The sequence below is a fragment of the Arthrobacter arabinosi genome, from assembly GCF_054511115.1.
On the sequence record NZ_JBTNDF010000003.1, the window covers coordinates 174278 to 187533 of the forward strand.

Annotated in this window: 13 protein-coding genes and 2 tRNA genes; 3 read left to right on the forward strand and 12 right to left on the reverse strand. The window is 70.3% G+C overall.

The features are described from left to right. Positions 1-5: 5 nt before the first annotated feature. Together ACX80P_RS08720 and ACX80P_RS08725 are read right to left on the reverse strand one after the other, a co-directional pair. Positions 6-1076: an ATP-dependent DNA ligase gene (locus tag ACX80P_RS08720; protein ID WP_459277682.1), complete on the reverse strand. Its 1071-nt coding sequence runs from the start codon at positions 1074-1076 to the stop codon at positions 6-8. A gap of 51 nt (positions 1077-1127) precedes the next feature. Further along, on the reverse strand, positions 1128-1712 hold the full coding sequence (locus tag ACX80P_RS08725; protein WP_459277683.1) for a helix-turn-helix domain-containing protein: 585 nt from the start codon (positions 1710-1712) through the stop codon (positions 1128-1130). Positions 1713-1803: 91 nt separating this feature from the next. Between ACX80P_RS08725 and ACX80P_RS08730 the strand changes: the two genes are divergently transcribed. From ACX80P_RS08730 to ACX80P_RS08740, 3 genes are all read left to right on the forward strand, one after another. Then, entirely contained in the window at positions 1804-2904 is a 1101-nt protein-coding gene (locus ACX80P_RS08730; protein WP_459277684.1) for an NAD(P)/FAD-dependent oxidoreductase, read from the forward strand. Then, positions 2894-3526 (forward strand): class I SAM-dependent methyltransferase, encoded by a 633-nt coding sequence (locus ACX80P_RS08735; protein WP_459277685.1) that lies wholly within the window; start codon positions 2894-2896, stop codon positions 3524-3526. Before ACX80P_RS08730 ends, ACX80P_RS08735 begins: the two co-directional genes overlap by 11 nt. A gap of 71 nt (positions 3527-3597) precedes the next feature. Beyond that, positions 3598-4767, forward strand: a complete 1170-nt coding sequence (locus tag ACX80P_RS08740) for an RtcB family protein (RefSeq protein WP_459277686.1) — start codon at positions 3598-3600, stop codon at positions 4765-4767. Between the two features lie 9 nt (positions 4768-4776). On the opposite strand, the gene ACX80P_RS08745 is transcribed toward ACX80P_RS08740, so the two are convergent. The 10 genes from ACX80P_RS08745 to ACX80P_RS08790 form a co-directional block, all read right to left on the reverse strand. Then, positions 4777-5829, reverse strand: coding sequence for a hypothetical protein (locus ACX80P_RS08745; RefSeq protein ID WP_459277687.1), 1053 nt, complete (start codon positions 5827-5829; stop codon positions 4777-4779). After that, positions 5826-6191 (reverse strand): hypothetical protein, encoded by a 366-nt coding sequence (locus ACX80P_RS08750; RefSeq protein ID WP_459277688.1) that lies wholly within the window; start codon positions 6189-6191, stop codon positions 5826-5828. Before ACX80P_RS08750 ends, ACX80P_RS08745 begins: the two co-directional genes overlap by 4 nt. Continuing rightward, positions 6188-6523 (reverse strand): hypothetical protein, encoded by a 336-nt coding sequence (locus ACX80P_RS08755; RefSeq protein WP_459277689.1) that lies wholly within the window; start codon positions 6521-6523, stop codon positions 6188-6190. The genes ACX80P_RS08750 and ACX80P_RS08755 overlap by 4 nt, the downstream gene beginning before the upstream one ends. Continuing rightward, entirely contained in the window at positions 6520-8301 is a 1782-nt protein-coding gene (locus ACX80P_RS08760) for a glycosyltransferase (protein WP_459277690.1), read from the reverse strand. Before ACX80P_RS08760 ends, ACX80P_RS08755 begins: the two co-directional genes overlap by 4 nt. Continuing rightward, positions 8298-9587, reverse strand: coding sequence for a lipopolysaccharide biosynthesis protein (locus ACX80P_RS08765; protein ID WP_459277691.1), 1290 nt, complete (start codon positions 9585-9587; stop codon positions 8298-8300). The genes ACX80P_RS08760 and ACX80P_RS08765 overlap by 4 nt, the downstream gene beginning before the upstream one ends. After that, entirely contained in the window at positions 9577-10395 is an 819-nt protein-coding gene (locus ACX80P_RS08770; protein ID WP_459277692.1) for a glycosyltransferase, read from the reverse strand. The genes ACX80P_RS08765 and ACX80P_RS08770 overlap by 11 nt, the downstream gene beginning before the upstream one ends. 11 nt (positions 10396-10406) lie before the next feature. Continuing rightward, entirely contained in the window at positions 10407-11504 is a 1098-nt protein-coding gene (locus ACX80P_RS08775) for a hypothetical protein (protein WP_459277693.1), read from the reverse strand. A gap of 76 nt (positions 11505-11580) precedes the next feature. Then, positions 11581-12372: a glycosyltransferase family 2 protein gene (locus ACX80P_RS08780; RefSeq protein WP_459277694.1), complete on the reverse strand. Its 792-nt coding sequence runs from the start codon at positions 12370-12372 to the stop codon at positions 11581-11583. A 625-nt stretch (positions 12373-12997) separates the two neighbouring features. Continuing rightward, positions 12998-13071 (reverse strand) — tRNA-Met (locus ACX80P_RS08785). A gap of 54 nt (positions 13072-13125) precedes the next feature. After that, positions 13126-13197: transfer RNA gene (locus ACX80P_RS08790), tRNA-Thr, on the reverse strand. Positions 13198-13256 lie beyond the last annotated feature (59 nt).

The following is a 13256-nucleotide window of genomic DNA, read 5'->3' on the forward strand; positions in this document are numbered from 1 at the left end:
CGGGATCACTCCCGCGTCGCGGCCCGGCCCGCGAGCACGCGGCTGAGGTCGTAGGCCGCCGGGAGGTCGAGCTGGTCGAACGTGCACGAGCGGGCCTCCCGGTCCGGCCGCCACCGTTCGAACTGGGCGGTGTGGCGGAAGCGGTCGCCCTCCATCTGGTCGTACCGCACCTCGACCACGCGGCGCGGGTGGAGCCGGATGTAGGACACATCCTTCGCGGAGGCGAAGCGGCTCCGCTCGGTCGCGCCCAGCTCCGCCACGCCGCCGTCGTCGCGCACGACATCCCGCTCCAGCTCGTCGACCAGCTCCAGCCGGCGCCTGTCAGGGAACGCGGAGATGCCGCCGACGTTCCGCAGGTCGCCGTGGTCGTCGTACAGGCCGAGCAGCAGCGATCCCACGCCCTGCCCCGACTTGTGGATGCGGTAGCCGAGCACCACGGCGTCGGCGCTCCGGTGGTGCTTGACCTTGAGCATGCGCCGCCGGTTGGGTTCGTACCCGGCCGCCAACGGCTTGGCGACGACGCCGTCGAGCCCGGCACCCTCGAATTCCACGAGCCAGCGGCGCGCGAGCCCGACGTCGCCGGTGACCTGGGACAGATGGACCGGCGCCGCGAAGGACTCCCCCACACCCTCGAGGGCTTTCCGGCGCTCGCCGAAGGGGATGCCGGTGAGGTCGTCGCCGTCCAGCGCGAGGAGGTCGAAGGCGACGAACGACGACGGCGTCTCCGCGGCCAGGAGCCGCACCCTGCTGTCCGCGGGGTGGATCCGCTGCGACAGGGCGTCCCAGTCGAGCCGCTCGGCACCGGGCGCTCCCCGGCGCACCACGATCTCCCCGTCGACGACGCAGCGCGCGGGAAGGTTCTCGAGCAGCGCGTCGACGAGTTCGGGGAAGTACCGGGTGAGCATCTTCGAGCCCCGGCTGCCGATCTCGCAGGTGCCGTCCGCGATCCGCACGATCGCCCGGAAGCCGTCCCACTTGGGCTCGTACACGAGGCCGCCGGGCACGCTGTCCGGCTCCGGGACGGCGGAGACGGCCTTGGCGAGCATGGGCTGGATGGGAAACGGGAGGTCGGTCATCCACTGATCCTGTCGTATGAGCCCGGGCTGCGCCATGCTGCCGCCGTGGTGTCAGGGCCGCTTCGGCCGGGCGCGGACGTGCATCCGCTCGCCCTGCTGCCCGAAGAGGCTGATGAGCTCGACCGGCTTCCCGTCGGCACTGGCGAACCAGTGGGGGGTGCGCGTGTCGAACTCGGCGGCCTCGCCGGGCCCGAGCACGAAGTCGTTGTCGCCGAGCACGAGGCGGAGGGAGCCGCTGAGGATGTAGAGCCACTCGTACCCCTCGTGGACCTGCGGATCCGGTTCGGTGCGGCGCGCATCGCCGGCGAGCACCAGCTTGAACGCCTGCATGCCGCCTGGGCGGCGCGTGAGGGGGATGGCGGTGGTCCCGTGGTACGTGACGGGGCGGAGGTGGATGCGGGGGTCCCCGGTGGGCGGGGCTCCGACGAGATCGTCGAGCGGTACCCCGTACACCTGGGCGATGGGCAGCAGGATCTCGAGGTTCGGGCGCCGCCTGCCGGATTCCAGCCGCGACAGGGTGCTCACGGAGATGCCCGACGCCGAGGACACGTCTCCGAGCGTGAGGTTGCGCTGTGTCCTCAGGCCGCGGAGGCGGGGGCCGACGGCGTCGAGCACGGCGTCGAGGTCTGCAGTCATGGACCGAGTTTGCCATACCGGCAAGAATGTTTGCATCTTCTGGCTGCCCCGCTCGATGCTGGAGGTATTCCGGACCAGAAGGAGAGCCACCATGTCACCCATCGATCGGATCCCGCAGGAGCGGTACGACGTCGTCGTCATCGGCGGCGGACCAGCGGGCCTGAGCGCGGCCGTCACCCTGGGCCGCGCCCTCCGCTCGGTCCTCGTGCTCGACGCCGGGCAACCGCGCAACGCCCCCGCCCGGGGAGTGCACGGCTTCCTGACCCGCGACGGGGTGAGCCCCGGGGCACTGCTCGACGCCGCCCGCGACGAGGCCTCGTCCTACGGAGCGACGCTCGTCCGCGCCGATGCCGTCCGCCTCCAGCGCGGGGCGGACGGATTCGCCGTCGTGCTGGCCGACGGACGCAGCGTCCTCGGGCGGCGCGTGCTCCTCGCCACGGGCCTCACCGACGGGCTGCCCGACATCCCCGGCCTGCGGGACCAGTGGGGTGCCGGCGTGGTGCACTGCCCGTACTGCCACGGGTACGAGATCCGCGGGCAGCGCATCGGGGTCCTCGGGACAGGCCCGATGTCGATCCACCAGGCGCTCCTGTTCCGGCAATGGTCGGCGCACATCACGCTGTTCCTCAACGACACCGTGACACCGACGGACGAGGAGTGGGACACGCTGGCCGCCCGGTCGGTCCGCGTGGTGGACGGCGCCGTCGCCTCCGTCGACCAGGCGGACGGTGTCCTGGCCGGGGTGACCCTGCGCAGCGGGACGGGCTTCGCCCTGCAGGCCCTCGCGGTGGGGACCCGGATGGAAGCCCGCGGGAGCCTGCTCGGACCGCTGGGACTCGCCCCGGAGGAGCACCCGTCCGGCATGGGCCACGCCATCGTGCCCGGCCCGACGGGCTCCACCCCGGTGCCCGGGGTCTTCGTCGCCGGCAACGTCTCGAATCTCTCGGCGCAGGTGGTGGTCGCGGCGGCGGAGGGCACCATGGCGGGCGCGGCGATCAACGCCGACCTGATCCAGGAGGAGACGGCCTGGGCCCTCGACGGGTACCGCGGACCCTTCTCTGCGCCGTCCGAGGCCCAGGTCTCGGCGCGTGTCCTCGGCCTGCGCCGCCATGGGCTGGATGACGGGCCGGCGACGGGTGCCTCCGCACCGGCCGGTGCGAACCGTCGGGCAGAGGTGCGCCATGCCGGCTGAGTACACGCAGGAGTTCTGGGACGACCGCTACCGGCAGCATGCCTCGAGGATCTGGAGCGGCAACCCGAACCGGCAGCTTGTCACCGCGGCGGAGGACCTGCCGCCCGGCCGGGCGCTCGACGTCGGCTGCGGGGAGGGAGCCGACGCCGTCTGGCTCGCCTCCCAGGGGTGGACCGTCCTCGGCATCGACGTCTCCGAGGTGGCCCTCTCGCGTGCCCGGGCCCACGCCGGGGAGCGTGAGGATGCGATCGCCGCCCGCATCGAATGGCGGCACGTCGACCTGCTGGCCTCACCGGAACTCCCGGGCGAACAGGACCTCGTGTCCGTCCAGTTCATGCAGCTCCCCGACCCGGACCGTTCGCGGATCTTCCGGCAGCTTGCCGGGCTCGTCGGTATCGGCGGCACCCTCCTGATCGTAGGCCACGACCCCTCGGACCTGCATGCGGGGGTGGGACGGCCGCCGCACGCCGAGGTGTTCTACACCCCGCAGCAGATCGCCGCGCTGCTCGACGGCTCCTGGGATATCCGGGCCTGCGACTCCCGGCCGAGGACGCAGCGCACACCGGACGGCCGTGACGTGCCCATCCGGGACGCCGTCCTGCAGGCGGTACGGCTCGGCTGAGGCGGGCGCAAGGACCGGCCCGGACGGCTCGGGGCGCACCCTGTCGCCGGACTCCTCGGTAGCCTCGGGGAATGGAGTGGATCAGCGACTCTTACGTCAATTTCGCCAGCATCATCGACGACGGAACCCTGGCACAGACCAGGATGACCAGTTCCATGCCGTTCGTGTATCCGCATGTCGCCTCGATGCCCGACGCCCACCTGGGGAAGGGCTGCGCCGTCGGTTCGGTCCTGCCCACGCTCGGGGCGATCATCCCGGCCGCTGTCGGCGTGGACATCGGCTGCGGGATGGTGGCGGTGCGGGCCGACCTCACCGCCGGGGATGTCGCGCACCTGGACCGCCGTCGCCTGCGTGAGGCCATCGAACGGGCCGTCCCCCTCTCGGCGGGCAACAACAACAGGCGGGTGGCCGCCTCGGCCCAGCCCCGCATCGACGCCCTCGAGAGCGAGGCCCGGTCCGCCGGGTTCGACCCGGGGAGCTACGTGAGGGACTGGCGGCTGCAGCTCGGCACGCTCGGTTCGGGCAACCACTTCATCGAGGTGTCCCTCGACGAGCGGGACGACGTCTGGCTCTTCCTGCACTCCGGGTCCCGCGGTATCGGAAACCGCATCGCCCAGCGCCACATCCGCGCCGCGCAGGACTACTGTGCGCGGCGGTCCGTCGGGCTACCGCACCAGGACCTGGCGTACCTCGAGGAAGGCACGCGGGAGTTCGACCGCTACATCGGTGAACTGCTGTGGGCGCAGAGGTTCGCCCTGCTGAACCGCGAGGAGATGATGGACCGCGTGGTGGACAGGTTCACGGCCTGGGTCGGCAGGCCGGTGCAGGAGCGGGAGCGCATCAACTGTCACCACAACTACACGCAGCGGGAGACGCACTACGGCAAGGAGGTGTGGCTCTCACGCAAGGGGGCGATCGCCGCGGACCCCGGGCGGCCAGGACTCATTCCGGGCTCGATGGGCACGCGCTCCTACGTGGTGGCTGGCAGGGGCCACCGGGAGGCGATGGACTCGGCGCCGCACGGCGCCGGCCGCGCCTACTCCCGCAACGCAGCCCGCCGGACGTTCAGCCAGGACCAGCTCCGGGCGGCGATGCGCGGCATCGAGTACCGCGACACCCCGGCGTTCCTGGACGAGATCCCGGCCGCGTACAAGGACATCGACGTGGTCATGGAGGACGCCCGCGAGCTGGTGGACATCCGCCACACGCTCCGGCAGATCATCAACGTGAAGGGCGACTGATAGTCGGCTTCAGCCACCATCCGGTCGCCAGTACCGCAGCCCGCCGCTGGTGGTGCCGTCGCGGGCGACGTCGACCACCGCGTGGGGGAACACCCGACGATCGTACTGGTCCGGTCCGCGACCACGGACGTCCGAGCACCACGTGCCGGTGTTGACGTACCGGGTGGGGCCTGCCTCGATGGCTGATTCGAGGGCCCGGTGGGTGTGGCCCGAGACGTACCAGGCCACTGCAGCACCGTGCGCCTCGAGGGTACGTACGAACCGGCCCGCCGCGGCTGGAGCAGCGTCGCTGACGACGTCGTGTCCGGCGGCCGCGAGCACCATGCGCGTGGCGGTGACGGGGAGCACCGACACCGTCCGGAACCGGGACAGCCGCGCCAGGTCCCGGACGGCCACCCCGTCGAGCGAGAGCCGCAGCGACTCGTTCTGCAACAGCTCGTCGTACGCGTGCTCCCTGACGCGGAGTTCCGCCCGCTCGGACGCCAGGCACGCTCGCGCGACCGCCCCGGCACGGCTGAGGCGGGACCTCGACGGCTGCGCGTTCCATGCGGCGAGCGGTGGCAGATCCAGGTCGTCCGTGCCGTTCACCCCCGCACGGAGCACCTCGGGTATCCGGTGCAGTGCGTGGTGCTGGTGCCCGTGCTCGGCCACGAGCACGTGCGGCACATGGAGGAACCACGGGTGCACCCGTACCAGCGAGGGCTGGACCGGTGACAGCAGAGTCGCCAAACGGGCGGCGACCGCGGGCCGGGCGAGCTCCACGTCGTGGTTGCCGCACACGAAGTGCAGCTGTACGCCGCGTGCGGCGCACGCCTTCAACGCGCGGAACGTGTCGAGGTGGCCGGACAGGATGGACCGGAGCCGCGTCAGGCTCTCGTCCTCGCTCAGCCCGGCCAGCTCGAAGGTGTCACCGACGAAGACGACGTGCTGCTGCTGACCGGAGGCTGCGAGCACTTCGCGGCGCAGGAACCCGGACAGCACCCTGCCGGGGTGCCGGGAATCGTCGTCCGACACGCCCAGGTGGAGGTCGCTGAGGAGCCACCACCGGGCTGCGCCGCTCATAGGAGCAGCCCCATCACGCGGGGAAGAACGAGGAGCAGGAACATGGTCCACATGACGGCGACGCCCCTGCGACTCACGGTCCCGGCCAGGTCGACCAGCACACCGCCCGTCGTGCGCGTACGCACGACGGGGCGCTGGTGACGACCGTCCTGGCGACGCATACCCGCAGCTGCGGCGACGCGGGGAAGGACATCGGCGGGGGCGAGGCGTGACAGGACACCGGGACGCGCGACGTGCCGGGCGGGTCGCCTGTCACCTGCGGAACGCGGAACGCTGTCCGGTCCGACGCGCCGGAACTCCAGCCCGACGAGGGTGAAGAGCAGGATCGCGGTCGCGAGCAGTCCCACCACATCGATGATCATGCTGCCGCCTCCTGCCGTGCACGTGCCACGCACGCGAGGATGGTGATGACGCCCATCATGACGACGCACCCCTGCCACGACCAGAGCGCGAGGTAGAACATCGCCGTGGACACCGCCGTGAGCGTCGCCAGGCCCAGCGCCAGGACGAGCAGCGCGCCGAGGGCGACGTCCTTCACCTGCATGAGCCGTACCAGTGCCTGGCCCGGGAGCAGGATCAGCACGGCGATCGCGGCGACCGCCTGCAGCAAGGCCGGCAGCCCGATGAGCGTCGCCAGTGAGAGCACGACGGCCGAGAGACCGAGCACCACGGTGTCCCGGCTGACGCCGCTCATGGGGCCACCTCGTACGCGCGAGCATCGGCGTTGCTGAACACGAGCGTGACGCCGTCCTGCACGCTCAACCACTCCTCCAGCTCCTCGAACTGGCCCGGGGTGGTATGGCCCTGGACCTCGAGGCTCGCTTCCGCCGAGCGCATGAGCAGCACGACGCCGCCGGCGGGATTGTGCCGTATGTAGTCGTAGACGGCCGGGCCGCAGGTCACCGCTGACAGGTCGTTCAGGCACAGGTCGTCGATCGTGCGGTACCGGTGGTCGAGGTAGCCCTCACTGCGCCATGGCGTGGGATTGGCAGCCGCGACGACCGCCGAGCCGGGTCGCGCGATGCGTTGCGCGGCGTTGACGGCGCTCATCTCGTCGTCGGTGAAGACGTCATAGCGGGCGTTCCCGAACCGGCCGGTCACGGTCAGAACGGCGAGCAGGAAGCAGGTGAGCACAAGGACCGCCGCGGACCGGGAGGAGGGACGTGTGCCGTCTCGGGTGGGCAGCAGGGCCGAACACGCCTGCAGGGCGACGAAGGGCAGGGCGAACAGCGAGACACGGATCAGCATCTCCCCGCCGTACGCCTGCGCGGGGAAGAGCATCAGTGGGGTGACGGCGAGGAGGACCACCCGGATGTCGAGACGCCCCCTGCGCCAGTCCCGTAGCGCACCCACCACGGCGAGCCCCCACAGCACGACGGTGAGAACGACCCGCAACTGCACCACGAGCATATGCCCGGGTGTCCCTGCGACACGGTCGATGACGTTCGCCTCGGTCGCGGTCTGCAGTCCCGCGTCCTCCAGAGGCGGGTGGCCGACGAGATAGGCGCTCGCGGGGTAGAGAAGCCACAGCATCAGGATGATCGCCGTGATCAGCGGCAGCCGGCTGGGCCAGACGTGTCCGGTGAGGGTGAGGGCGGTGAGGGCGATCAGGAGCATGAACGGTGTCAGCTGATGGCTCGCGCAGATCACCGTGACGAGCAGGAGGGTCACCGCGAGGGCGCTCACCCGGCGTCCCGGCCGGAGCTCGGCGGGTGACCGCCCGTGCCACCACGCCCTCAGGTCGGCGAACCCGAGACCGCGGATCCTGGGGGGACGCGCGGCCAGTGGACCGACGACCAGCGCGATGACGACGAGATGCAGGAAGAAGCCGAAGGCCTGGGGTGACAGGTAGTCCTGGTCCTGCCAGTTGCCGAGGCAGAAGAGCCAGAGCGCGAGCCAGCGCCGGCGCCGATCGCGTGTCAGGTGGCCCGTCAGCACACCCATCGCGACGAGCCACAGGCCCACGTTGAGCACCGGCGCCCACAGGGCGAGGGTCACGGGGTCGAGTCCTGTCGCTCCGAGCACCGTCGCCAGGAGAGCGAAGAACCCCGGCCAGTTGAAGTACGCGTCGATGGCGGGGTCGATCCCCTCCGTGCGCGAGAGGGCGTCGGCTATGCCGAGATGGCGGAACGCGACCTCACCGCGCGGCACGTCCGTCACGAACGCTGCGGTCCCGAAGAGCACGAGCACGAGGACCACGATGAGCCAGATCATGACCGGGCGGCGCGCCGGGCCCGAGGCATCCCCCCGCAGGGCCACGACGAACGCGACGTTCAGGAGCAGGACCCCCACCCAGAACGGATAGGGCAGCAGGGCTGCGAGCCCTATGTCGCTGTTGACGGGGACGGACACCGTGGAAGCGGCCCCCGCGGCGAGCGCCAGCGCCGCGACGCCTGCCAGGGCGCACAACGCGTCACGGGACTTCCAGCGTCTCTCAGTGCGGCTACGTGTCACATCGAGCGTGCTGGTCATCGCACCTCCCGCGGCAGGCGCCGGAGGATGACGACCAGTCGGATGCCGACCGCCACCGCCCCGATGACCAGCGCCACCAGGAACGCCAGGGCCATGGCACCGGCACCCCCATCGGCGGCCAACAGGGCTGCGGCGCAGACGGCGATGCCGACGGCCACGCCGACGGTGATCGCCTCCACGTAACGGCCTCGCACCCGGCATACGGCGTTGTAGGTCTGGAGCACCGCGTACGGGATCACTCCGACCGCCAGCAACCGCAGGGCGACGGTCGACGAGTCGGCGTAGTTCTCCCCGAGCAGACGGAGCAGCGGGTGGGCGAACACGATGAGGACAGCGGCAGCCAGACTTCCTACGGCGAGAGACCAGCGGAAACTCGCCAGGAGGGTCGACACGAGGCGGTCCGGATCGCGGACGCCTTCGGAGAACTGGACGATGCCCATCAGCATGGGCGCGGTGTAGGCGGCCCACGCCATCATCCACGCGGGGTACCAGTACGCAGCAGCCTCCGGCGAGACCAGGTGGGCGAGCAGGAGCGGCAGCACCAGCCCGGGGGTGCGCTCGGTGAGCGTGATCAGCTGGTTGGGGATCCCGACCACCAGCAGCGACCGGCCGCGCGCCAGATGCAGGGACGGCCGCGGCCGGTAACCGATCAGGCGTCGCAGTTGGACCGTGCCGATGAGGAACGCCACCACCGCCCCGAGGGTCCAGCAGGCCATCAGCACGTCGGCGCCGGCGCCGCTCCTCCACCAGGCGACGAGCGCTGCAGCCCCGAAGGAGACCACGCCGCTCACCGTGTACCGCAGGGTGGCGCTGGCACCGCGGCCCAGGGCCACGAGTGCCTGATCCACGACGATGCACAGGGTCCCCGCGACGACGGCTACGAGGAACATGAGCCAGAACAGGATCGACGTCGAGGCCGTCTCCGGCGAGGCGGTCATCAGCTGCAGCACGAGGAAGCCCAGGGCGAGCACCGTGCCGGTCACTCCCACGAGCCCGTACGCCGCGTTCAGCACCCGCGCGGGTGACTCCCCCCGTCCCACCGAGACGATCACGGCCGACCCGGTGCCCAGTGCCGCGAACTGCGTGCAGATCATCACCGCCGAGACAGCGGCCGTGGTGAGCCCGACCTCGTAGTCGGTCGTCGCACGTGCGGCCACGATCCAGAAGGCGAACCCCGTACCCGTCGCGGCCACCTTGGCCACGACGAGGCCGATCGAGCTGTGCAGGGGGGACCGTCGGACGACGGTCGAGGAGTCCCGCACGGCGGAGGGCCTCTCACCCCGCACGACCGAGACCTTTCGCCATGCCCGCGTAGTTGTACCAGCAGAAGGCGGCGTAGTAGCGCAGCCACCGGGGCTGGCCTCCGGCCAGGCTCAGGGCGCTGCCGCGGACCGCCGCGGCGGCGGGCAGCAGAGCCAGCCGCGCACCCCGCCAGCCGTGCTTGCGGATCATCCGTCCCAGCCCCGTTCCGTCCATCAGGAACTGGTCGAGCGCGAAGCCGAAATCGTCCGCGGCGAACCGATGTTCGACGACCACGCGGCGTGATACTCCCGTCCGCATCCCTGACTGCCGCATGCGCCAGCGCAGCTCGATGTCCTCCCCCGACTTGAACGAGTCGTCGAAGCCCACGCCCAGCATCAGCTCCCGGTCGATGACCGTCGCCACGAGCCCGAACCAGTTGCGGCTCCGGCCGGTGCGATGGTGCTGCGCCAGCGCCTGCCCCCAGTAGCCCGGTCCGGCGACACTCTCCAGACCGGCCTGAAGTGCGTCGTAGCCGTCCTCCACCAGCTCCGTGAGCAGGTCGGCGACGCCCGTGGGCCCGAAGACGACGTCGGAGTCGACGAGCAGGACCCAGCGGGTTCCACTGCTCCTCACACCGAGCGTTCGCGCCCACGGCAGACCGCGGCCCTCGTCGCTCAGGACCCGGGCACCGGCCGCGAGGGCGATGTCGACGGTGCGGTCCGTGGAGCATCCGTCCACCACGATGATCTCGGCGACCCCGGACCGGCTCAGTGCCTCGAGGCAGCGCGGGAGCATCAGCTCCGCGTTGCGGGCCGGAACGACCGCGGTGACCTCGGCAGTGCTGTGAGCCACGGTGTCCTCCCTCAGACCCGCTCGTCGAGGACGGAAGGGAGCAGTTCCTCGAGATACCGGACGATGTCGTCCGACGCCTCATCGGCCGTGTACGCCGCGGGAACCTGCAGCAGGTGGCAGGGTTGTCCCTCGAGCGCCTTGCTCAGCACGTCTCCCTTGGCCGTGAAGTGCTCACGCCATGGAACGACGGAGGTGGCCGCCAGGCCGGTGACGACCTGCTGGGAGAAGCCCGCCATCTCGATGTGGAAGTTGCCGATCATGCGGTCGACCATCCACTCCTTCGACCGCTCGACGATCCGGGACTGGCTGCCCTCGAAGCGCTCGATGTAGATGACGGCGGCGAGAGGGGCCGAGGTGGTCACCTGCCGGCCAGGGAACGCTGCCGCCGGCTCGACCATGCGGTGCTCGGGCGACCATCTCCGGGAGAAGTCCGCGACGCGCGGGTATCGGATGACGTACGGATGCACCACTGTGGTGAGACGGCCGACGCTCTGCGAGAGCCGCGACGGGACGAGGGGCTTGCGGGCACCTTCGAACAGATGCGGGTAGATGGCCCGGTGATGCGGCTTGATGAACATCGGCTTCGCGTAGCCGAGCAGCATCGAGTCCTCGGCGAGGAAGGCCCAGTCATCGCCTATGAACGACCATCCCTCCCGCCGCATCAGCTTGGCGGCGGTGCTCGTCTTGCCGGTCCCTCCGGCGGCGGGAAGCGCGATCGCGTGGCCCCGGTACGCCATGGTGGCCGCGTGGATCATCCCCGCTCCCCGGCTGACCATCGCGGCATCGAGAACGGGGACCACGGAGGTCAGCAGCTCACCCGGCCCGTGGATGCGCCACTGCTCTGTGTCCTTCACGACCTGGACCCGATCATCCTGGAAACGCACGCTGTTCTCCGTATACGCGAGCTCGTGCTCGAGCAGACCCGCGTCCGGCATCGGCTCCGGCCGGTCGTCGACGACGATGTCGGCCGGCCGTTCGGTGTCGGTGTCGGTGGCGAAACATGCCAGCATGCTCCGGAGCTGCAGCGCTGCCGGCGCCTCTGCGTCGACGCGGATCCTCACACGGCCGTGGATGTCGAAGTTCAGTGCCTTTGTCTGCTGCGTACGCATGGTCGTCGCCTGTCTGGGGGATGTCGGTCGGATGGTGTTGCTGGTGCTGACACTCGGGGAGGGAACGTCTGTCACGTCACGCCACGCTCACTGCGGGCACGCCCGGAACGGGGAGGATGCTTTCCGGGTCGGTGGGCGTTCGGGGGAAGCTCACGCTGGCGTAGGCGTACTTCACGCGGCGCAGCGACTCGGGGCGTGCGCCGGCGGTGGGGGCCTCCCACAGGAGGCACTCATGGGCCATCGTCCGCAGCACCCGCCAGCCGTCCCGGAATGTCTGGAGATTCGAGGCCCCGGAGATGCGGTCCAGTTCCAGGCTGGGGACCTCGGCGATCCGGAGGCCCGCTGTCGCAGCCCGGACGATCAGCTCCGTCTCGATCTCGAATCCGTCGGATTCCAACTGCAGGACCTCCAGGCACTCACGCCGGAAAGCGATGTAGCCGTAGCAGAGGTCCGAGTAGTTGCTGTGCAGAACCGCGTTGGCCAGCCCGGTCAGTGCACGGTTTCCGCTGCGGCGCAGCCACGTCAGGTCTTCCGAGCCCCCGCCCGTGACGTATCGGGATCCTTTGACGAAGTCGAAGTCGTGCTGGAGCGGGGAGACGAACCAGCCGATCTCCCGGGGATCCATGCTCCCGTCAGCGTCCAGCATGACGATGATGTCGCCCGTTGCTGCAGCGAATCCTGACCGTAGCGCGACACCCTTGCCCTTACGCCGCTCGTCCACCACGACGATGTCGTCGCGGAGCGCCCGCGCCACCCCGACGGTATCGTCCGTGGAACGACCATCGACGAGCACGACCTCGTCGACGTAGGCCGGCATTCGCCGGAGGACCCACGGGATGTTCCTCGCCTCGTTCAAGGTCGGGATCACGACGCTGATGGATGCTCTTCCCTGCGCTGCCGCGGGCTCGGAGGATGACATCGGAAGCTGAACCGAATCGGACAATTGCCTCACCACTTCCTGGCGTGTCGGGACGTCCTGCTGCAGAGCGCACCCCACCTGCGCTCGCCAGACGGGGATCCGTTCCCAGCCCCGGCGACCAACCCAGTCAGCGCCCAGAGCGGAACTCCGCCCCTCCGAGGGGTGCTACGCGTGGATGGAGCCTATGACGGCCCGCTCGGGTGGGCACCAGTAATGGATACTCGCTTTGATGTCGCGCCATACCTAGGTGGTCGTGGCCGACGGCCCGCGAGGTCCCTCCTGCTGTCGACCGCACGACGACCCTGCCACCCTGGAGCGTCGACTCCAGGACACCCAGAGCCTCCGGCTGGGGGTCGCTCGGGTCCCTGCCCTGATCTGTCGGCATCAACGCGCGATCGAGCGTGGTGAACGGACTCCCTTGCTGATTCGTCCGTCCGGAGTGGCCCGGACAGGAGGTCCGTCGCTGTCCGGGGCCCAAGGTACCCGGTGCACCGGCAGCCTGCGGGCATCGTCGCCGGGCAGGCGCTGGGCACGGAAAAGGCCCCGGAACCTGGGTTCCGGGGCCTTGATCCTGTAGCGGTGGTGGGACTCGATCCCACGACCTCACGATTATGAGTCGTGCGCTCTAACCAGCTGAGCTACACCGCCCTAAATGAGGCTGCCCGCACCGATCCTAGGATCGTCACGGGCCCCTCATTCATGAGCCCCCCACCGGAATCGATCCGGTGACCTCGTTCTTACCAAGAACGCGCTCTACCACTGAGCTAGGGGGGCAACAGCAAGAAACTTTACCAGTTCCCGGCCGCTGGTGCGAAATCGACGGCCGCCCTGCT